Source organism: Chitinophaga pinensis DSM 2588, assembly GCF_000024005.1.
GTDB lineage: Bacteria > Bacteroidota > Bacteroidia > Chitinophagales > Chitinophagaceae > Chitinophaga > Chitinophaga pinensis.
This window is the reverse complement of record NC_013132.1, coordinates 6,437,116-6,457,858: the sequence shown is the minus strand read 5'-3', so window position 1 is coordinate 6,457,858 and position 20,743 is coordinate 6,437,116. Positions and strand designations below refer to the sequence as shown.

Below are 20,743 nucleotides of genomic sequence, written 5' to 3'. Positions count from 1 at the left end.
AAATATATACTTTCTGTTTGATAATACTATTGATGCTGGCGTTAGAACGTCTGGTACAACTTATCTATCTGTTTTACAAGGTCTTCGCCGACTCTTAAAACAAGCAGGTCCCGTATCTGTATATAAATGCTTCTCTTCACCCATTTGGGCATTTCCTTAAGGGTTTCTTCATTGTCTGCAAGATGCTCGTAAAAAGCGACGCCTGCTGCATTCCAGAGGTCTTTTTCCCGTTGGCTGAAACACCATTCCGCAAATGCGTAACAGCTTTTTAGTTTTGCGGTATCCTTTTGCCGGTGGGCGGTTCTTATCGCTGGCAGCAGTTCGAAGAATGCTTCATAGATAGAGCTCCCGGGGTTTTGCAGTTCGGCCCTGTTTTCGGGCATACATTCAATGGCTTTCCTTCTCCATACACTCATCTGTACATATTATCTGGTGGTAAACAGGATGCAAAGATATAATAATATGCATTATCATGTATGAGTCTGCTTTTGTCGTAAAATGCCTGTTACCTGTCTCAATTACCCCGTATAGGGGATGTGGCGATCCTGTAGCTTTGTACCATAAATAATCACACTGTTATGAGAAAGGTTATCGTTACTATGTTTATGACTATGGATGGCGTATTACAGGCTCCCGGTGGAGCGGATGAAGATACTTCCAATGGTTTTGAATGGGGAGGCTGGTCTTTCCCTTACGGAGACGACCTGACAGATCAGCAACTGGCGAAGATCATGTCGGAGCCGTATGACTTATTGTTAGGCAGACGTACTTATGAAATATTTGCCGCGTATTGGCCCTATCATGCCGATAATCCCATCGGGGAAATGTTTAACCGTATTCAGAAATATGTGGTCGCTACAACGCCTGTAGATCTGTCCTGGAAGCATTCAACATTGATCAGTGAAAATGTTGTTGATGCATTAAAGCAACTGAAAAGTGCAGAGGGGCCGGCGTTGTTGGTACATGGCAGCAGCAGACTTGTACAAACATTGCTGGCGGAGCGGCTGATAGATGAACTGCATATGTGGATACACCCGATCACTTTAGGAAAAGGCAAACAATTATTCCAGGAAGGAACGCGTCCGCAGCAATGGAAACTGGTAGAAACAGTAGTTGGCGATAAGGGTATGATCATAGCGAGTTATGTGCCGGACGGGGAAGTGCAGACGGCTTCCATACCGGATGGTGAACTCAATGAGGCCGAAATTGCCAGAAGAGAGAAACATGCAAAGGCTTGACCTACAGGTAGTCTAAAAGCCCGTATGATGACGTCTTTCAGATGGCCTGCTTAATAGTAGTACTTACTTTGAATGGAGCGTCGCCACCGCAGCCGGGCAGTGGACAAATGCTGACATCCATTATAATGAATACAGTACGCCCATCTTCAGGTCATATGTTGACAGACTGAGGGCATTTAGTTTAATTTCTTCCAGGATGTAGTTGGTGAGGATGGAGGCGATGACGATCATGTCTACCCTTAAAGAGATGAGTCCTTTCATGTGTGTCCTTTCTTCGTGCGTAGACGCAATCAGCCGGGTTGCCAGTGCTTTATAACGGTTGATATCCAGGGGTATGGCTGCTATATCGGTCACTTCTTCTCCGTTATTCAGCATGGCGGCAAATGATTCAAAGGCGCCGGCAGAACCGATCAGCATCTCAGGTTGATGTGTTGCGCAGACTGTCTTCAGTTCCAGCAAAGTATTGTCGAGTAGGTCGACGATAGATTGTTGTTCGTCCTGACTGATCGGATCGGAGTGGAAATAAGCCTGCATCAAGCGGGCGGCGCCAATGTTATAGCTTTTCTTCCAGATCTGTCCTTCTTTATTGCAGAGAATAAACTCCGTGCTGCCACCGCCGATGTCCATTACCAGCGAGGTTTGCTGAATGATGCCAGTGGCGCGTACGCCTTTGAAAATATAGGCAGCTTCTTCTTCTCCAGTGATGATATCTATATGGATACCTACTTCCCGCGCACTATCAACAAAGTCCTGTCCGTTTACAGCACTTCTTACTGCGGATGTGGCGGTCGCTTTTATCAATGTTGTATGATGCGCGTCAATGATGCTTTTGAAATTTCTCAGGGTATTGATCCCTCTTTCAAAAGCCTCGGGAATGATCATGTTTTCGTTAATACGGCCCTGGCCCAATAAGACCGGAACAGTGGTTTTATAGAGGATCTTTTTCTCCTCACCGGAAAGATCAGCGATGATCAGGTGGAAGGTGTTTGTACCGAGGTCTATGACAGCAGCTCTCATGAGATGGTTCAGTTTATCGTAAAGCTATTGATTAGTTTATTGCGTTGTGATCATTTATCAGGCCGATAACTGCAATGTGGCGATGGTCTCTTCCAGTTTCATCCTCCAGGTAGGATGGATGCTGGTATCGTTGGCTGATTGTTTATGCAGCTTTTTGAGATCAGGCAGAAACTCTTTGGTACCCAGTTCAGTAATGGCTTCAAATAACAATGTGCCGGCATCGCCCCTTTGTAATTCTTTGCGGATCAGGTCCATTACGCGTAGGTCTTTGCGGAGTGCCAGTCCGACGATCGCCTCCATGCGGGTATCCTCATTCGCTTCATTGGTTCTGGCCCAGAGGGCTTCCCGGATGGCTTTATTATTTCTGCTGATCTGTGAGCCGAGTGCAAAGGTGGCCCAGTCACGGATATCCGTGTCTTTATCGGCGGAGAGCGTAATCAGTGTATCGATAGCGGCAGGTTTGTCAACGCCTTTCAGTGCGCAGGCAACGCCAAACCTTATGACTGCATAGCGATGTGTTTTTAGTGCGGCCAGTTTTTCAGCGCTATGATTGTCCATTCCTGTATTGTTGTGACCGATCGCATGTAATAAGGATTCCAGGACTTTCAGGTCGGTTTCTTCAGGAAGGATACGAACGTACAATGCCAGTGTTTCCGCCTGATAAGGACGTGCTGCGCCACCCAGTTGTGAAAGTACATCTATCCCTATACGTCTTTCGCGTGGGACCTTTGACCTGGTCAGCGTAGCGCAACGTTTAAAGACAGCTTTTTCCGGGCGGGAACACAATGTTTTGATATTCTCCCAGTAGGTACGGGTGGACTGGTTATTTATTAACCGTTCGAACAATTTATCGTTTGTCCAGTCATTTCGGCTCATTCGCAGCAGGTTGTTTGGAATGCGAAGGTACTTGACTTTTGTTTTGTTTATATGGTCAAAAAGGGGTAAATTATTAATAGTAAGACATAAGTGAAGATATAGTTATGCTCCGTTAATGCTGGCTTTTGAAGGTAGCATTAACGGAGCATAAAGCCTATCAGACTATAGAAAGAGCAATATCAGCTACTCTTCATCCGGAACGGAGGTGTCAGAAGTTTCCTTTATCACATCATATTTTTCGCACCAGTCTATCCAGAACTCCACATCAGGGTGTAAAGGCGGAATATTTTCTTCTCCCCTAAATGTATGGGAAGAACCTGCTTTAAGGATCAGCCAGGATTTAAAGTCATCTATCCATTCCTGCCAGAAAGCGATGTCACCACGCTCATTATACAAGTAGTTCCATAATACAGGCGCACGGTCACGCAACAGATGCAGGGCTTCGGTGTTATTTTCTTTGGCGATGGCGAGCATTGCAGCAGCCACTTGTTTCAGCGACGCTTCTTCTTTTTCATCTGCGGCAGTGAAATATTTGGCATTGATACCCAATGCCTGCATCCGCTCTGTGGCCAGATCTATTTCATCGAGGTTCATACCCCCAAGAATATAGGACCTTGTGCCTATATCCAGTCGCAGTAATGCACCATTGACACAAAGCAACTCTTCGTTCTCTTTGCATATAAAAGCTCTGTCGATCGGCTTGTCCTCGTAACTTTCATCCAGTTCGGGACTATACCCCCAGGTGTATTCTGTCACTATATTGAGTGCTGCTACTCTTTCTGCCAGCGGGCCCTCAGTGGAGACTTCTGTGATCAGGCCGTTTGCGATCAGACCGTCCAGCAATGCTACTCTATGTATCGCTTCCGGACTTTGTGCCAGCCCACGTTCTTCACTGTTTTCAGCGAATGTGATGTAGACATAGGCAAAAGGGAAGAGGGCGCCGTGTATTACGCGTGTAAATACTTCATTGGCGATTCCGCGGAATTCATCATCATCCTGGTCATTTCTGAACATCCAGATCAGTGCCCAGAGTTCTTCATTATTGATGACTTTGATGTGCCTGTTATTCCAGCGTACTTTCCGGAAAATGATTGTCTCGACAGCGGTAAACTGTTCTGCGATCCAGCTTCTCCATTTAGGTTGTGCCGGTATCCATTCATCGTTGGCATCTTTCACCAGTGTACTGATGGTCTCGTCCTCTTCCATGTACCACATGAGATAGCGGTTCTTTTCGCTGTTGATCGCGATGAGTGAGGTAGCGACGGGTTCGCCGTCGTCGTCGATGTACCCACCTCTGTCTACGCTGATATACCAGTCGTCTTCGCTGAAAGCAAAGTTGTAGGACTGAGGCCCGAACAGGGGAATATTCATCAGGTTGGCCAGGTCTTCTTTGGTAATGATGTTACGCGAAGGCTGTTCCTTCAGCAAAGGTTTGCCTTCACGGATAACACTGTAATAGACAAACCATTCTTCTTCATCAAACAGCTCTTCAATCAGTTTTTCCCTGATAATGTCTTTATCATTGTCATCCGTAAACTCAAGAATTTTAACACCAGCCAGGTGTGTGAAGTAGAAGTGATAGTCGTCATTGATGACTACAGGACACCACACATACGACTGGGCATACATTTCACCATGGTTGTAGATACCCATGATCATCTCTTCAACAGCGAGATAACCGGTGATGTAGATGAGTTGTCCGCCGACACACATGTTCTTCGCCTTCAGGTTACCGAGTACGATCAGCGAGATAGCGCCATCTGTATCTTCACTGATTATACTGCCTTTTACATGGAGGTCGCCGATAACAATGATCCCCATGTATTCTTCGGTTACCAGATCCAGTTCATTGAGGATGGTCCTGCCTTCATACAGGAGGAATTTTTCCTTTCCCAGTTCCTGTTCAGATTGTTTTTCGGCGATGGCGAAAGGATATTCCTCGTATTCACATTTCAGGTCTTGAATGAGGGGCTTGATCTCTTTCCAGGTGACGACTCTGGCAACAGGGTTATGCTCCGCAGAGAAATTGCCTGCTTCTTTTTTGAAGACAGTGTCCTGGTCCTGCAGCTTTTTCAGCAGGCGGACATCGCCGGCAAAGAGATAATCGTTTTCATCCAGCAGTTCAGCTGCTACTTCCGGTAAGAGGATATCCCGCCAGTCGGTGTAATCTGCACCGCCTTTGATGTGCCATCCGCGGCAATAGGTAGTTGCGTTGGTTTTGCCATAGATGGAGATACCATGATCGTCTACGACCAATAGTCTTGCGTGCAGGTCACCGTCAATTTCAAGGGTACCGTGATTGTAAAAGGCTACGAGTGCTTCTGTGACATTGGCATCACCGCTTACCAGTATTTCTGCACATCCGGATGCCAAAGTATGACAGCTCAGGGAACCTTTTACCTGCAGGAAACAGGAATAGGTGTCAAGCTCGTAGTCGATAATGGTACCATTGACCGTGAGGTTGCCATTTACAATGATGCCGGCTACGTTTTCTTCATAAAAGAGGTCGTACAGGTCAATCGATTCATGCAGAACAGTGTCCCCCTCGTAAATTCTGACAAACAGCTCTTCTGATTCTTTCATGAGGGAGTCGAAGTCGGCCGCCAGAGAGGTTAACAATTTTTGTGCTATTGCGTCTTTGAGCAATAATGTTTTGAAGTTCACAGGATAAAAGTTTAATCGAGGCGTGAAGATAAGGAGAAAGTTGATAGATAGTGATGGCGAAAATCAGGGATGGAGGATGTTTTGCTTGTAGTTTTGTTAAAAAAAAGCCCCGCGAAAATCGCAGGGCCGTATTAGTATACAGTCAAACATTATGGCTACGATTTGCGCACATATTTCGTCAGGATCACAATGGTCTGGTCATTGATCTTTCCTTCTATCTGCTCTACGTTATCCGGCACGAGTTTAATCCTTCTCACGATTGTTCCTTTAGGCGCCATGAAATTGGCTCCTTTTACGTTTAGTCCTTGTGTCAGTACAACGGTATCGCCATGCAGCAGTTCTGTGCCATTGCTGTCACGGTGTAATTCCTTTACCTGAAATGCGCTTAACGCCCAGTTACTAACGGCTTCATCCAGTTCAACGGTATCAATGATCTCAGATGCCCATTCCTGGTCTTTGTGTTTGTAAAGCAGTCTGTAACTTAAAGCCTGTACGCTGGGTTCTGTGTTCCAGATACTTCCTGCGAGACAGTGCCAGTGCATAACGGCGTCCGGATTTTTCATGGCGTCAGCGCAGGTCTGACAGATAGCCACTTCATTTTCAATGACGTCGTTATTTTTAGGGCTTACAGCGAAGGCGATAGTCGCCGCTTCAGTGGTGCAAAGTTCGCAGGTACCGTTGCTACGGTCTTTTAAGGCAGGCGTAATAGTTGTGCTCATTTCAATGTATTGCGGTAAGAAAGCCGCAAAGTTAGGGATAAGGGCGGGGATATGACATACTTAATATCTATATCAGAACTGTCAAATGTCATTTTTTGGATGCTGCAGGAACCAGTAGCAGGTGCAGGCTTAGCGCGGTAATACTTCCCAGAGCGGTTCAAACTGAATATCGTCAAATGGTACAGGCACTGCGGCCGGTTATCCATGTCACCATATGATAAAACTGGCGGTTGGGTTTATTTACGTGTCATTTATTACATCACAAAATCGCCCCAGAACTTCACTTTTCTTACATCCGACTGGTCTTCATACAGGAAACTGGGTTTATATTCTTCGTTCAATACCCATTCCCACTGTTCATTTTCTACATCGTATCTGCGATGACGTATGTCAAGGTGTTCGTTAAATTCGTGTAGCAGGTATTTTCTGAGGTCGAGGCCATAACAGACGATATCTGCTCCCCATACGGACAATACCGGTTTTCTTTCCAGGGTAGCATCTGCCACGAGGTAACGGTGTCCGGTTAAGGGAATGACTTTAGGGGCTGTGTTATATAGTTCGGTGAATACGGTAGTTCTGTCTTCGTCGCTATCGGGTCTTTCTCCCCAGGTCCTGTTATGCCAGAAGCCCATACGTAATACATCATCCAGTATGGTGTTATAAGGGAAGTTTAGTTTTAGGCGGATGGCTTCTTCATCTTCCAGCCAGTTAAACAGGAAGGGCTGCTCGTAGTAATCGCCGCCTGCGTTGTATACTCTTTCCTTGCGGTCGATAGTGTGTAAGATCTTCAGAAATGCCCTGTGTTCCGGTGTAAAGACTACGGCGTATTTTTCCTGTACCTGGTCTATCTGTTCATCCGTCATGCCGATCCATTTAGCGCCCTGTATCCATTCCGGACATAATTTTTCTTCAGGTGACGCATCTCTGTCCTTGTTCCAGTATGTTTCTGTATGTTTCTTAAACCAGTGAAAAAATTCCGTATGATCTGTTGGAATGAGTTGCATTTATTGAGTTCTGATTAAGCGTATATTTTATTTTCCCTGATCTTATCAGCTGACATCTGCAGGAGCAGCAATGAGTGCTTTCGCATTTCATGACTGCGCTGAGACGGGGTATGTTCCAGTGGGCCGCATCCTTTGTGGGTCCTTAGAAAGAAAGAACCCGCGTAAGTGAATACGCGGGTTCTTTCTTTCTAAGTGAGGGTGTGGTATGAAGCCACAACGAGTCTCTCGTTTATAAAGGATTTTACAGCTTAAAGTAATTTCCGGCCACTATTCAGTCTACCTTCTGCGCTAAGAATAAAAGATCATTTGTGGCAAAAATGCCGGGCGGCAAAGATATAATATACATTACACACTGCAAATAGATTTCGACTGATGTGGGTAACTAATCACATATCTTGCATAATATCACAAATACTGTTATCTTCCGCTTCTCGAAAATCGATTAATAATGCATTCAAGAAGATCATTTCTCAAACAGGCGGGTCTCGCTACTGCAAGCGTTTTGTTGTTACCTTCACTGGCCAGCTTTGCCGGTTCAGGTAAGGTAAAGAAGGTGGGTATCCAACTGTATACGCTGCGTGATTTGCTGCCAAAGGACGTAAAAGGTGTTATCGGACAGATCGCAGCTGCCGGTTATAAAGAGGTTGAAACTTATGGTTATAACCCACAATCCGGATTCTGGGGACTGTCTCCTAAGGAGTTCAAAGCGCTGCTGAAGGCAAACGGACTGACCGCCGTAAGCGGCCACGTAAGTATCGACAGGTTCATTAAAGACGGTGATACCGCTGATCTGAAAGCCAATATTGAGGCGTTAAAGATCATCGGCGCTGAGTACCTGGTAGTACCTTGGCTGGGAGAAGAGCTGCGTAGCAGTGCTGACGACTATAAAAAGATAGCTGCAAAGCTCAATCAGGCGGCAGAACTGTGTAAGGCTTCCGGTCTGAAACTGGGATACCACAACCATGATTTTGAATTCACGAAGTATGGCGCTAAAACCGGTTACGATATCCTGTTGGAGGAAACATCTCCAAAGCTGGTGAAATTCGAACTGGACCTTTACTGGGCAGTACATTCCGGCAATGACCCTGTAGCTTTATTCGAAAAACATCCGGGCAGATTCCCGATGTGGCACGTAAAGGATATGGACAAGGCAAACCGCGACCAGAATACCGAAGTAGGTAAAGGTAGCATTGATTACAAACGGATCTTTGCCAAAGCATCCACTTCCGGTATGAAGCATTTCTTCGTTGAACACGAGAATAACTACAAACCGGACGAAATAGGATCTATTAAGGAAAGCTTCCAGTATATCCAGAAGAATTTGTTGTCTTAGGGACATTTCAATAAGCTTATTACAGCTCATTTATAGAGGTCCGTCCTGTGGTGTTCTAACACTAGGGACGGATTCTTCGTTTAGGGGATACTCAATACTTCACACTTTGTGCCTTTAATTAGATTAAAAATCGTACCTTCAATGAATATCAGGCTATTGCCCAGGCTTCTTCTGATTTAGGAATCAATCTTTTTCTTCTTCAGTCTGCGCTTTTCCAGCTGCCGTTTTCACGTATTAAAAAGTAGTAATAAGGACTATTTACGTGTTAATTTAAGCGGCCAGACTACAGAAAGTACTTATCTAACAGCATCTTAACTACGGTTAATAGAGGTAAAGCCCCGTAAAAAAGGGGGGAATATGTGTATATGATTTTAATTATATGTGGATATGTGCAGTAAGGTGTAAGTATTTTGACTGTACAAAAGATAGAAAAACCACATATCTGCAAAAAGCACCATGAGATAGCAAACTGATATTCGTTATTATATTACTTCATCAGGCCGTAGAATGGCCGTCTGCGATATTGCAGGATAATTAAACCAGAAAAATATGAGTGAGTCCTTTTCCAAAAAAGAGTTAAGAAATAAAAAAGCTAAGGCTAAACAAGACAAGGCCCAGAGAAAAGAGGAGCGCAAAGCCAACAATAATAAAGGCAAGTCGCTGGAAGATATGCTGGCTTACGTAGACGAAAATGGTAATCTCAGCCCGGTTCCGCCAAGTGGCAACGCAGGAGAGATCGCTTTGAGTGACATTAATATCGGTGCAACTCCCCGACCGGAGGAGGATCCCACCAGAACAGGAGTAGTTTCTTTCTTTAACCTTTCCAAAGGATTTGGATTCATCAATGATGATAGTTCGAAAGAGAGCGTATTCTTTCATATGAACCAGTTAGCGCATCCTGTAAAGGAGAAAGACAGAGTTTCTTTCCTGCGTGAGAAAGGTCCACGTGGATTTAACGCGATCAACGTTACGAAGATCACCTCCGCTAAATAGTAGGTCCTACACAAAACGAAAGCGAACGCCGGTATGTTTTGTATAGATGTAAGAAAATAATTCATATCCGACTGAGATTGACAGCCGGATATGAAATTATGCAAATCCCATCCTTTTTAAGCATCTGCTGCCTAAATTACTCAGGCTCAGCTATCCCCAGAAAGATCATCACACCATCTCCCCCCGGATTATCGGCCACATCTATAACAGCAGAAGGTTTCCAGTTATTCATACACCACAGATTGCCGGCACCGTCTATATTGGTAGATGTCAGACGCATAATAGGCTGATGACACCGCATCCGAACACTTACCTTTGTCGGCTTTTCATCCACAATGACCGGTCTGGTCTGTGTACCATACAAAGGCTGTCCGTTGGCCAGTGTAACTTCCGCTCCACCTGTCGGCACTGTAAGCAATCTGGCTGTTTCAGGGCGCGCAGGATCGCGTAACATGGTAACGCCAAAAGGCCCCTTTATGTCAAGCGTCTGGTCATCCGTATAATCAGATTTCTCGTGTCCGAAATTGGCAAGGAAAACCGTCCCTTGCCGATCGATCTTAACCCCCCAGGGCGCATAGGTATTACTATCATAATACCCCTTTACATGGGCCAGATCGTGACTGAGTACAGTCGCCCTGCTACTTGCTACACCTACTACGATAACGTCTCCCTGTCCATTTACAGTGACCTGCCGTAAAGATTCAAATCCTCTGTGGTCATTATCCTGGTTATAATAGTCGCTGAACCACCAGTTTTTTACGACCAGCTTTTTACCTTCCAGGGCCATTTTATAGACAGCTGACAGCACACAATTGTCAGGATTGTCTTTATCATAGTTCCCGATACAGGAAACATAGGCATTGCCTGCATGATCAGGTGTTACATCAAAGATCTTGAGATAAGGGGTCCGGGTAAATTCAGGTTCAGACAGGAATTTTTTTTTGACAGGAAACTCGTCGCAGATCACCACATTGTCTGCCGAAGGGTCTCCGTTCAGGTAGACCACTACAGCGCTGGGCTGGCTTTCAAAAGGGTATACGCCTGTCTTGGAGGGAGCAAAGGGATCCTGGCAGCCGACAGAAGCCATCCAGAGGTTACCGGCTTTGTCATAGTCCATACCCTGTACGCGGGAAAGCCCCAGTGTATAGCCATTCGGCGGACTTACCGGTTTACCGTCTTTATAGTAGAACCGCGAAACACTCCCTTCCTGTGGATTGTTCAGTTCTGGTCCCCATCCGAAATTACCAAAGGAGATATACTGTCTGGTAGGGTCTATTGCCACGCCAAATGCCACGCCTAATAGTCCGCCGCCCTGTACAGGGGAAAAACTCGCAGGACTGGCATCATACCTGTACACCGGACAATGTGTGCCGGAGAGGGCACTGCCTGCCCTGAAATTATTCGCTATCCAGGCATTATCATCTGCATCAAATACCACAAATGCGGCGCCCGCAGGAATGAAGTTCTTCGCCCCGGAGGAATTAGCTTTCAGCGTAAGCGTCCATTGATCCGGTACCTGCTTTGCTGCTGGTACGTGCATGGACGTGAGAGAGTCCTGGTAGATCTCTTTTTTGTCAGCCAGCATCCGGAAGATCTCCGCCGCGTTTGTGCCGGGATCATACAGCATGTTCCTGAGTGCCTGGAGAAAATTGTGATTCTGTTTGCCTTTCTCATGCCAGGCGTAATCCAGGAACTGATCGTAAAAGCTTTTGCTCAGCGCGGTCTTTTCATTGATCAGACAATAATAAAACAGGTTGCAGAGCGAATTGAACATCGGGTAGCTGTTCGTCTCAAAACCATTAGGAGAGTTGCGGATTATCTCTGCAATACCGCCTGCCGTCTTGTAAAACTGCTGTTTCATGCCATAAGCGATCTTCATGTTCCTTTCTGTACCCCGCATATGTACCCAGCCTTCATCTGCGACGGTGGTCATACGCGCAAAGGCATAGATGGATGCAATGGATGATTCCGGACAAACGATGACGGAATGAGCAACAGCAGGAAGGAGAAAGGTGGCCAGCAAACTAATCGGCTTATCTTTTACTGTGTGTTGCACATTGTTGTGCCGGTAGCTGTGTATGGAAACGGTGACAGCAAAATAAGCGGCGCTGCTGGTGTCGATGTCAGCGTGGAAACTGTTGCCGTTGAATGCTGTTTGCTGATGGGAGATATGTCCATCAACAGCACGCACAATTTCAAAAGCGCCTGCGGTGATCACAACGTCTTTGACGTTCACATCAAATTGAACGGGTTTGGTAGTCATAGTATATGCTTAGAGGTGTATAATAACGGGAATAAAAACATGCACATCAGACAAACAAAAAAGGGGCTTCAAATCGGATCCGGCAATTTTCAGGGTAACGGACCGGATTTCCGGCAACTAAATATAATCTTTATCTTTGTAACAACTTCCCCCAAAAGACGGGTACCCCTCAAACCGACCGTCATATCTTATTAAACTCCAGGACCACAACGTTTTTTGTAGCATATATCTGTACTTCTAAATCTTGGTTATGAAAAAGAACTATTACCTGTTGCTATTGCTCATGTTGTTCTTTTACATAAGTCCTCTGGAGGCTAAACACCTTTTCATCAGGATATTTGATCAACATGGTTACATGATTGCCAAAGGAAACCTCTTCACCACCACAGACAGCTCTATACAACTCCGGCGTGGCAAAGTCCCGGTGGAAATTTATGTAAGGGATATCGGTACCATTAAAACAAAACGATCTTTCGGGCATCCTATTTTAATCGGAGGTATTGTCGGGACCTTATCGGGTGCAATAACCGGATTGGCGGCACATGAGTCGCTTAACAGCGGCAGTGATTATTTCGATCTTGAGACGTCTGTAGGGGAAGACATGGCGGCTGTTGCGCTGGTTGGCGCTGCCGTTGGTGGGCTAATCGGCACCATTGTGGCGGCCACACAGAAGAGAACAGTCCTCACTATTAATGGAGATATGAATGAATGGCAGCAGCAGAAGAAAGTGCTGGATGCTATGCAGACAAAGTTAATGGAGGAACGAGGTTTGAAATGATAATACCGCCTGGCATGAGCTATGGGAGCTGACGCAGACAAAGCGGAAGATTACGCTTTTGTATGGTGCCAGAGACGAAGCGCACAACCAGGCGGTTGTATTGAAGGGTTTACTTGACAGGTGGTTATTTTCGCTCGATGAGGATCATGACACTGCCAGCCGCCAGGTCATGTATAGCTCTTCTTTTGCTGTTGCTGTGAATCGTCACAAAAGAGATCCATCCCAGCGTCACCTTCAGCGCGTATCTCAGTGCAGCGCGTAAGATATTGATGCCCTCACCGATGTTATTGTTATCCCGTACACGGAGACCTAAAACATAGTTGCCCAGCGTACAGCCAAATGTCACGCAGAGGGGTTCGTATATCACCCATATCAGTATAAATACCGACATGCGCAGCCAGTCGGGTACACTATCAAAACTGCTTAAAATAGCAGAAAAAGCGAAGGTGAGGCCGACGATAAAAACGGTATCAATAAATATCGATTGTACTCTTTTTACCAGTGTGGGGTAGGTAATACCGTCAGGTAAAGGGGCGTTTGTCTGTTCAGACATATAGGTATAGGTTTATTAATGACAGTTGTGATAAAGCGGATTGAATGCCAGGTTGTTGACAGCCGGAGTCGATAGCACTGGGAACGGAGCGCGCAAAATGTCCGACCCGCAGCCGTTGTTGTTACCACCGTTAAGCCCCAGGGCTGCCGTACCTAAAGCTACTACAATATCGGATTTTTCCGGACGATAGGCCAGTATTTTGGGCAGGCATTCATGTTTACCCTGAGAACTGGAAGGATTCCATTTAGCGTCCATAATATCCCGTATACACCAGAGTTCTATGGTGGATTGGCGGAATGAATCCCATACCGCCCGTGGTTTGGCAGTGCCCTGCGTGAAAGTCCATGGGTAGTGGAGGTGTGTAGGGTTGGGAAGGGCTACCGGACGGATTCTTACATTCAACAGGGCATTTAAAATAGGTTCTACTCCCAGGATTTGTTTCCGATTAATATAATCCTTTTCATAATGTTGTTTTAGATCGTTAGTGAATAGAGCAGAAAATAGCCGCAATAATTCTGGAGCTAATAGTTTTTTGCGGTGCAGGGCATTTCCGCATAATAACAGTAAAAAGAGCAAAAGGTTAAAAATTATCCTGTTATGCCGGTTTTTAACCCTCCGGAGCTACCGAATTAGCAGGAATAAGGTTGTTTGTGTCAGTAATCTGGCTGTTGTTGTATAATACTTTACCGGCAACGGCATATGGTCTAATATTGCATCATAAATGTGACTGTAGCGCCGCGCATAGGAGCATAACCGCTAGGGCGCATTTACAGAAAAATGTATATGAGTATAAAAGACCTTAACATACTGGCGCCGGTCAGGAAACATTGGCGGCAGATATTGATCATCCTGGCAATCTATACGACCTGGAGTGTAGCGGTATTCCTTTTTCTGATCGGACTACAGGGGCCCGAAACGACCATCAAACAATTTGGCGGCAGCCAGGCTGTTTATTTCAATTTTGGTCATGCAATCATCAAGGGAACGATCGTTTATTATATTCTGATCTATCACCTGGCGCTGCCATTGGTACAGACCAGGAAATGGAAAAGAGCATTGTTAAAGTGTATACTGTTTCTGATATTACTGACAGTCTATGAGTACTGCTGGCACTTCAAAAAAATTGATCCCGCCATCGGAGAAAACGTACATATTTCGCCGCATACTTTTCTGGTTACTACGGTCATCCTTGATGTCATTATGGTGATGGTATCGATTTATTTTGCCACCCTCATAACGTCCAATGAAGTGCACCGGCGAAAGGAGGAACTGGAGAAGCAAAAACTGCAGGCAGAGCTTTCTGCTATCAGGTATCAGATCAATCCGCATTTCCTGTTTAACTCGCTCAGCTTTATTTATACAAAGACACTGAAGACGAGTCCGGAAGCCGCACACGCCGTACACCTCTTATCAGAGATCATGAGTTATGCACTGGACGACTGGGGAGAGCTGGGTACCGTACCGCTCACGCTGGAAGTGGATCACATGAAGAAGGTGATAGAAATGAACCAGATCCGGTTTAATCACATGCTCAAGATCAAATACCAGGAGCATGTAGAAGAGAGCGAAATGCATGTGCCGACTCTGGCCCTTGTGACATTGGTAGAGAACGCGTTCAAACACGGTGATCTGAATGATGAACAGAACCAGGTGAGTTTTGAATTAAACGCAACAAAAAACCGTATCTCTTTTAAGGTGAGCAACAAGAAGAAAAAAGGCCCGAAAGAACCCTCCAAGGGTATCGGACTAAGCAATGTACAGCAACGCTTACAGCTTATGTATGGTGCGAAGCAGTCATTTGTGATTGAAGAAGACGAAAACTATTATTCAAACGAGATAATCATTAACCTGTAAGTCATGATCAATTGTATTGTCGTAGATGACGAAGCACATGCAATAGAATTGCTGACACTGCATATTGAGCAGACATCGTTTCTGAAGCTGGCAGGTACCGCGACCAATCCTGTGGAAGCCTTGCAGTTGTTGCATCAGACAGAGATGGACCTCATCTTCCTTGATATCCAGATGCCGGGTATGTCAGGGATAGAGCTGCTGCAATTGCTGAACGAAAAATATAAGGTGATATTGACGACAGCTTTCAGAGAATATGCGCTGGATGGATATGATCATAATGTGGTGGATTACCTGCTAAAACCCATTTTCTTTCCGCGGTTTCTGAAAGCGGTACAACGGGCACAGGAAGCAATCGCATCACCCAAAAAAGAAACGGATGATTTTATACTGGTCAAAACCGAGTATAAGGGAAAGCTCTTGAAGATAAATGTGAACGACATCATTTACATCGAAGGAAAAGGACGGTATGTCTGTTTTCATACCCGTGACAAAGAGCAGGTGATGGCACAGCTGAATATCGGCAGCCTTGAAGGGAAGCTACCTGGGGACCGCTTTCTGCGGATCCATAAATCTTTCATCATCGCTATCCCTTTTATCATCATGATTCATGGGAATATGGTTCACCTGGAATTTACAGAAGATCAGATTCCCATCGGACAAACATACCGTGATGTGTTTATGGGGCAGATGCTGGACAAGGTGATCACTAATAAAAACAAAGAAGACGCAGACCCGGGAGCGTCTGTTTAATATAGCAAGCAATAAATTATTTTAAAACCAAACAATCAGTTTACAACTCAAAAAATGAAAAAGTTATCATTATTTAAATCAGGTGTAGTGCTCGTGCTTTCATTGTTAACGGCATGTTCAGGACCTGCTTATCTTGGTAAAACCTATACGCCGACACAGCATGTAGATATTTATCTGGATGCAGCAGATGTGAAAAAGCCTTATGAGGTAATGGGTACATCCGAGGTTGGTCAGGGATTGAGTTCGCTGAACGCGGTACAGGAAAAGGTCATTAATCTGGGAAAAGGAAAGGGCGCAGATGGGGTGATCATGAAACTGACGGAAGAAGTGACGGGTAGCCAGAGGAATGATTTTGGCGCTATCGATAATGGCAAGAAGAAGAATACATATACCGGCGGTTCTGTAACAAACAATATCAAGGTTAAAAAGGTGCAGGCAACTTTTATCAAGTATCAGTAATCTTCCATTTCTCAAGATTAACCTGTTATACCTCAACTATTCCTGCCAGATCTGCAATTAAATACAGGGTATCGGGGCCCCACCCTGTAATCGCAACTCAGCTTTCTTTTATATAAATACTGTTTTCAGAAAGGCTTCTGGAAAAGAAAGGACTTTTATTGGTCAGTAGGAAAGGATCTTGTAGTGTTTTATCAATTTGATTATTAACGAGGCATAAACCCAAAAAGATTTTTGAAACAGCAACTTATTCTTTCATTAATAGGTACGTTTAGTATGACAATCAGTAGTGCTCAGATATCCCACCAGGTGGGAACAACCAGGCCGGGTAATCCGGCCCTGGTTTCTTCTGAGAGCGCATTACAGGAATTGATGGATGCGTCAGCGGGTAACTACAAATATAGTGTAGAAGACTATTTTGCACATCCGCAGTCCGCTGATTTTCAGTTATCGCCAAATGGCAGCTATATTTCCTTCAGAGAACGTGACGAACATGGTAAAAGCAATGTGATGGTCAGAGAAGTGAGTACGGGTAAAACTACCTGTGCGCTGAAAGAAACAGAGAACATTATCATCGGATACGGCTGGGCATCAGATAGCCGGCTGTTATATATGATGGACGATGGCGGTAATGAGAACTATCACTTATATGCCGTGAATACAGATGGTTCAGGTAATATCGATCTGACACCCTACGAAGGCGTACGGGCCACTATACTGAAACGGCTGCCGGAGCATAGAGAATTTATTATCGTCTCTATGAATAGAGACAATCCGCAGAATTTCGAACCTTACAAAATCAATGTTAATACTGGAGCAATGGTCAGATTGTATGAGAATAGTGATCTGACCAATCCTGTGAATCTATATGATTTTGATAAGGACGGCAATCTTCGGGCATTCTCCAGAATGAATAATAGAAAGGAGATGCAGTACTTCTATAAATCGAAAGATGCAAAGGAATATTCGCTGATAAAGACTATTCCCTGGTATAATAAATTCACCATTTTATCTTTTAATTATGCATCGGCTAATCCGGATGAAGCATATGTACTGACGAATCTTGAGGCAGATAAAGCACGTATTGTACTGTATGACCTGAAAGCAGGAAAGATCATCAGGGAGATCTATTCAAACAAAGACTATGATGTATCCAATCTTTCCTTGTCGCGAAAGAGGAACTGGGAAATTGATTATATAGATTATGAAGGAGAAAAGCATATCATTAAACCGGTCAGCAAACATTTCAGCAGTATCTATAAGCAATTGAAGAAGCAGTTTAAAGGCTACCAGTTCCAGATTGCTGCACAAACCGAGAACGAAGAGCAATACCTGGTGAAAGTAAGCAGTGATCGTTTATACGGCAGGTTTTACCACTACGACAGGAAGACGGGTAAAACAGCCTTGTTGTGTGATCTGATGCCACAACTAAGGGAGGCGGATATGGCCGTTATGCGCCCGATCACCTTTAAATCGCTGGATGGATTAACGATACATGGATATATCACTTTACCTGCCAACGCCTCAAAAAGAAAGAAGGTACCGCTGATTGTCGATCCGCATGGTGGTCCTCATGGTATCCGTGATACCTGGGGTTTTAATCCGGAAGCCCAGCTGTTTGCCAGCCGGGGCTATGCCACTTTGCATATTAACTTCCGTATCTCTGATGGATATGGCCTGGACTTTTTCCGTGCAGGTTTCAAACAAACCGGTCGTAAGATCATGGATGACCTGGAAGACGGTGTGCATTATGTCATTGACCAGGGTTGGGCCGATCGCGAAAATATAGGTATTTATGGCGGCAGTCATGGGGGATATGCCACGCTCATGGGACTGATCAAAACGCCTTACCTGTATAAAGCAGGCGTGGATTATGTAGGTATCTCTAACATATTTACTTTTTTTGATGCCTTACCGCCGTACTGGAAGCCCTTAAAAAATATGCTGAAAGACATCTGGTATGACCTGGATGATCCGGAGGAAGCTAAGATCGCGAAGGAAGTTTCTCCGATTTATCATACGTATAAGATCAATGCGGCCTTATTTGTTGTACAGGGGGCCAATGATCCCAGGGTAAATATCCTGGAGTCGGACCGTATCGTTGCCGCTGTACGTAAAAAGGGCGTAGAGGTGCCTTATATGGTGAAGTATGATGAAGGGCATGGTTTTCAGAAAGAAGCAAATCAGCTTGCTTTTTATAAGGCAATGCTGGGCTTTTTCAGCCTGCACTTCAACAAGCCGGCTCCGATTATTTTGGATGATTGGGATGTTTATTAAATTTGCGAACCCCTACACTATAGTGTAGGGGTTCGCAATGCTTGACATGAAAAATAATTCCCATTCAGGTCTCCTGACAAAGAACAAGTTGGACGAAAGCCCGGAAAGCAGCCAACAGGGCCAGCACTACATAGAAGTGGTGAAGGCTTTTGCCCGGCTCACCTACGAGAGCGTATATGTGATTGATTATACGGATATGTCTTTTGAGTATGTCTCGGACAATCCCTTGTTCCTGTGCGGACTCTCAGCGGAAGAAGTGTTAGGGCTGGGGTATGAGTTTTATTTCCGGCATGTGCCCGAAAACGACCTGACATTGCTGACCCAGATCAATGAGGCAGGATTTGATTTTTATGCCAACATACCGTTTGCGGAAAGAAAAGACTACAGCATTACCTATGATTTTCACCTGGTTAATAAAGAAGGGAAGCATATCCTGGTCAACCATAAGCTGACGCCGCTCTTTCTAAGCCCTGAAGGAAAGATGTGGAAGGCCATGTGTATTGTATCACTCTCACATCACCAGTCCGCAGGCAATACACGTATCTATAAGCAGAATTCCGGCGAGACATGGGAACTACATCCCGGTGCTAAAACCTGGCGTAAATCAGAAAAGCCTGTACTCACGGAAAGGGAAGTAGAAGTGTTGCGGCTCCATGCCCAGGGACTCAATATTAACCAGATAGCAGAAAGGATCTTTGTGGCGCCTGATACCGTTAAATATTACCGGCGCCGGATCTTTGAACGGCTGGAAGTCAGCAATATTGTAGAGGCATTGGCCTATGCGGTTAATGCCAAGCTGATTTAGCGTGCATGACTATCCGGAAAAATAGGTGGCATATATGGCCGGAAAATAGTAAACTGAGGGCAGAAAAACTGTTCAAAAAGGAATAAACATGAAATGGACACCTAAAGACGATCGCTACGATCATATGTTATATAATCGCTGCGGGAACAGCGGTTTGCAGTTACCTGCTATTTCGCTGGGCCTCTGGCATAACTTCGGAGACGATGTTGCACATGGTCGTAAAGTAGAAATATGTACGACTGCCTTTGACCTGGGTATCACACATTTTGACCTGGCGAATAACTATGGTCCGCAACCGGGTAGTGCAGAAATTGCCTTCGGTAAAATACTCAGGGAAGAGTTTGCCGGTCTTCGGGATGAACTGGTCATTTCTTCAAAAGCAGGATACCGCATGTGGCCTGGTCCATATGGTGAATGGGGCAGCAGGAAATACCTGATCTCAAGCTGTGACCAGTCCCTGAAGAGATTGGGGGTAGACTACGTCGACATTTTCTACTCACATCGTTATGATCCTAATACGCCGCTGGAAGAAACAATGCTGGCACTGGATCAGCTGGTACGTGCAGGTAAGGCGTTGTATGTAGGCGTATCCTCTTATAATACCGCAAGAACGAAGGAAGCATATGCCATCTTAAAATCATTGGGTACTCCTTTTATCATCCATCAGCCAAGTTATTCGATGTTAAACAGATGGGTGGAAACGGATGGTCTTTTGGATACTTTGACTGACACCGGACTCGGCTCCATCGTATTTTCACCATTGGCACAGGGTATGCTGACAGATAAGTATCTGAAAGAGATTCCGGCTGACAGCAGGGCTAGTCAGGGTAAATCATTGCAGCAGGGATTTTTAAGTGAGGAGAATATGGAGAATATCAAGGCGCTGAATGATATTGCAAAGAGACGTAACCAGACATTAGCACAGCTGGCAATCGCCTGGGTATTGAGACAAAAAGCAGTGACCTCCGCCTTGATCGGAGCCAGCAAACCACAGCAGGTGATTGATTGTGTGGGTGCCCTGAAGAATATCGCATTTACAGATGCAGAGCTCAATGAGATTGATAAGTATGCACAGAACGGACATATTAATATCTGGAGCCAGTCCGCAGAGATTGATAACTAAGCTGAAATAACACTCATTTATCCGCTGTTATTAATAGTAA

19 protein-coding genes are annotated in these 20,743 nt (G+C 45.1%); 10 read left to right on the top strand and 9 right to left on the bottom strand.

Annotation, left to right across the window (positions count from 1 at the left end):
- Window positions 1-41: 41 nt before the first annotated feature.
- A complete protein-coding gene (locus tag CPIN_RS25650) occupies window positions 42-416 on the bottom strand; it encodes a DUF7674 family protein (protein WP_012792775.1) in 375 nt (124 codons plus the stop codon).
- 162 nt (window positions 417-578) lie between these two features.
- On the opposite strand from CPIN_RS25650, the gene CPIN_RS25645 reads away from it, so the two are divergent.
- Window positions 579-1,238, top strand: a complete 660-nt coding sequence (locus CPIN_RS25645; protein ID WP_012792774.1) for a dihydrofolate reductase family protein — start codon at window positions 579-581, stop codon at window positions 1,236-1,238.
- Between the two features lie 120 nt (window positions 1,239-1,358).
- Here the strand turns inward: CPIN_RS25645 and CPIN_RS25640 are convergent, their stop codons facing one another.
- From CPIN_RS25640 to CPIN_RS37025, 5 genes are all read right to left on the bottom strand, one after another.
- Window positions 1,359-2,255: a Ppx/GppA phosphatase family protein gene (locus CPIN_RS25640; RefSeq protein ID WP_012792773.1), complete on the bottom strand. Its 897-nt coding sequence runs from the start codon at window positions 2,253-2,255 to the stop codon at window positions 1,359-1,361.
- Window positions 2,256-2,312: 57 nt separating this feature from the next.
- A complete protein-coding gene (locus CPIN_RS25635; RefSeq protein ID WP_272867917.1) occupies window positions 2,313-3,137 on the bottom strand; it encodes a hypothetical protein in 825 nt (274 codons plus the stop codon).
- 177 nt (window positions 3,138-3,314) lie between these two features.
- On the bottom strand, window positions 3,315-5,795 hold the full coding sequence (locus tag CPIN_RS25630) for a hypothetical protein (protein WP_012792771.1): 2,481 nt from the start codon (window positions 5,793-5,795) through the stop codon (window positions 3,315-3,317).
- A gap of 155 nt (window positions 5,796-5,950) precedes the next feature.
- Window positions 5,951-6,514: a PhnA domain-containing protein gene (locus CPIN_RS25625; RefSeq protein WP_012792770.1), complete on the bottom strand. Its 564-nt coding sequence runs from the start codon at window positions 6,512-6,514 to the stop codon at window positions 5,951-5,953.
- A 254-nt stretch (window positions 6,515-6,768) separates the two neighbouring features.
- The gene (locus tag CPIN_RS37025) at window positions 6,769-7,518 is read right to left on the bottom strand and encodes a hypothetical protein (RefSeq protein WP_012792769.1); all 750 of its coding nucleotides are present in this window, start codon (window positions 7,516-7,518) and stop codon (window positions 6,769-6,771) included.
- Between the two features lie 448 nt (window positions 7,519-7,966).
- Between CPIN_RS37025 and CPIN_RS25615 the strand changes: the two genes are divergently transcribed.
- Window positions 7,967-8,851 (top strand): sugar phosphate isomerase/epimerase family protein, encoded by an 885-nt coding sequence (locus CPIN_RS25615; protein WP_012792768.1) that lies wholly within the window; start codon window positions 7,967-7,969, stop codon window positions 8,849-8,851.
- Window positions 8,852-9,400: 549 nt separating this feature from the next.
- Window positions 9,401-9,844, top strand: a complete 444-nt coding sequence (locus tag CPIN_RS25610) for a cold-shock protein (RefSeq protein ID WP_012792767.1) — start codon at window positions 9,401-9,403, stop codon at window positions 9,842-9,844.
- Window positions 9,845-9,980: 136 nt separating this feature from the next.
- Here the strand turns inward: CPIN_RS25610 and CPIN_RS25605 are convergent, their stop codons facing one another.
- Window positions 9,981-12,107, bottom strand: a complete 2,127-nt coding sequence (locus tag CPIN_RS25605) for a hypothetical protein (RefSeq protein ID WP_012792766.1) — start codon at window positions 12,105-12,107, stop codon at window positions 9,981-9,983.
- A gap of 250 nt (window positions 12,108-12,357) precedes the next feature.
- Here CPIN_RS25605 and CPIN_RS25600 point away from each other — a divergent pair, with 250 nt between their 5' ends.
- A complete protein-coding gene (locus tag CPIN_RS25600) occupies window positions 12,358-12,885 on the top strand; it encodes a hypothetical protein (RefSeq protein ID WP_012792765.1) in 528 nt (175 codons plus the stop codon).
- A 124-nt stretch (window positions 12,886-13,009) separates the two neighbouring features.
- Here CPIN_RS25600 and CPIN_RS25595 read toward each other — a convergent pair whose 3' ends face one another.
- Both CPIN_RS25595 and CPIN_RS25590 read right to left on the bottom strand, forming a co-directional pair.
- Window positions 13,010-13,438: an RDD family protein gene (locus CPIN_RS25595; RefSeq protein ID WP_012792764.1), complete on the bottom strand. Its 429-nt coding sequence runs from the start codon at window positions 13,436-13,438 to the stop codon at window positions 13,010-13,012.
- A 15-nt stretch (window positions 13,439-13,453) separates the two neighbouring features.
- Window positions 13,454-13,840: a hypothetical protein gene (locus tag CPIN_RS25590; protein WP_148230642.1), complete on the bottom strand. Its 387-nt coding sequence runs from the start codon at window positions 13,838-13,840 to the stop codon at window positions 13,454-13,456.
- Between the two features lie 381 nt (window positions 13,841-14,221).
- On the opposite strand from CPIN_RS25590, the gene CPIN_RS25585 reads away from it, so the two are divergent.
- The 6 genes from CPIN_RS25585 (at window position 14,222) to mgrA (ending at window position 20,703) form a co-directional block, all read left to right on the top strand.
- Window positions 14,222-15,292 (top strand): sensor histidine kinase, encoded by a 1,071-nt coding sequence (locus CPIN_RS25585; protein WP_012792762.1) that lies wholly within the window; start codon window positions 14,222-14,224, stop codon window positions 15,290-15,292.
- 3 nt (window positions 15,293-15,295) lie between these two features.
- Window positions 15,296-16,042, top strand: coding sequence for a LytR/AlgR family response regulator transcription factor (locus CPIN_RS25580; RefSeq protein WP_012792761.1), 747 nt, complete (start codon window positions 15,296-15,298; stop codon window positions 16,040-16,042).
- A 54-nt stretch (window positions 16,043-16,096) separates the two neighbouring features.
- Window positions 16,097-16,501: a hypothetical protein gene (locus CPIN_RS37020; protein ID WP_012792760.1), complete on the top strand. Its 405-nt coding sequence runs from the start codon at window positions 16,097-16,099 to the stop codon at window positions 16,499-16,501.
- Between the two features lie 231 nt (window positions 16,502-16,732).
- On the top strand, window positions 16,733-18,775 hold the full coding sequence (locus CPIN_RS25570; protein ID WP_222838152.1) for a S9 family peptidase: 2,043 nt from the start codon (window positions 16,733-16,735) through the stop codon (window positions 18,773-18,775).
- Between the two features lie 46 nt (window positions 18,776-18,821).
- Window positions 18,822-19,580 (top strand): response regulator transcription factor, encoded by a 759-nt coding sequence (locus CPIN_RS25565; protein ID WP_148230641.1) that lies wholly within the window; start codon window positions 18,822-18,824, stop codon window positions 19,578-19,580.
- 88 nt (window positions 19,581-19,668) lie between these two features.
- On the top strand, window positions 19,669-20,703 hold the full coding sequence (gene mgrA / locus CPIN_RS25560; protein ID WP_012792757.1) for an L-glyceraldehyde 3-phosphate reductase: 1,035 nt from the start codon (window positions 19,669-19,671) through the stop codon (window positions 20,701-20,703).
- Window positions 20,704-20,743: the final 40 nt, after the last annotated feature.

Bases quoted from the DNA above. Each gene is read 5' to 3' on its own strand.
- CPIN_RS25650 (WP_012792775.1), bottom strand. From the start codon at position 416: ATGAGTGTATGGAGAAGGAAAGCCATTGAATGTATGCCCGAAAACAGG.
- CPIN_RS25645 (WP_012792774.1), top strand. From the start codon at position 579: ATGAGAAAGGTTATCGTTACTATGTTTATGACTATGGATGGCGTATTA.
- CPIN_RS25640 (WP_012792773.1), bottom strand. From the start codon at position 2,255: ATGAGAGCTGCTGTCATAGACCTCGGTACAAACACCTTCCACCTGATC.
- CPIN_RS25625 (WP_012792770.1), bottom strand. From the start codon at position 6,514: ATGAGCACAACTATTACGCCTGCCTTAAAAGACCGTAGCAACGGTACC.
- CPIN_RS37025 (WP_012792769.1), bottom strand. From the start codon at position 7,518: ATGCAACTCATTCCAACAGATCATACGGAATTTTTTCACTGGTTTAAG.
- CPIN_RS25615 (WP_012792768.1), top strand. From the start codon at position 7,967: ATGCATTCAAGAAGATCATTTCTCAAACAGGCGGGTCTCGCTACTGCA.
- CPIN_RS25610 (WP_012792767.1), top strand. From the start codon at position 9,401: ATGAGTGAGTCCTTTTCCAAAAAAGAGTTAAGAAATAAAAAAGCTAAG.
- CPIN_RS25605 (WP_012792766.1), bottom strand. From the start codon at position 12,107: ATGACTACCAAACCCGTTCAATTTGATGTGAACGTCAAAGACGTTGTG.
- CPIN_RS25600 (WP_012792765.1), top strand. From the start codon at position 12,358: ATGAAAAAGAACTATTACCTGTTGCTATTGCTCATGTTGTTCTTTTAC.
- CPIN_RS25595 (WP_012792764.1), bottom strand. From the start codon at position 13,438: ATGTCTGAACAGACAAACGCCCCTTTACCTGACGGTATTACCTACCCC.
- CPIN_RS25585 (WP_012792762.1), top strand. From the start codon at position 14,222: ATGAGTATAAAAGACCTTAACATACTGGCGCCGGTCAGGAAACATTGG.
- CPIN_RS25580 (WP_012792761.1), top strand. From the start codon at position 15,296: ATGATCAATTGTATTGTCGTAGATGACGAAGCACATGCAATAGAATTG.
- CPIN_RS37020 (WP_012792760.1), top strand. From the start codon at position 16,097: ATGAAAAAGTTATCATTATTTAAATCAGGTGTAGTGCTCGTGCTTTCA.
- CPIN_RS25565 (WP_148230641.1), top strand. From the start codon at position 18,822: ATGAAAAATAATTCCCATTCAGGTCTCCTGACAAAGAACAAGTTGGAC.
- mgrA (WP_012792757.1), top strand. From the start codon at position 19,669: ATGAAATGGACACCTAAAGACGATCGCTACGATCATATGTTATATAAT.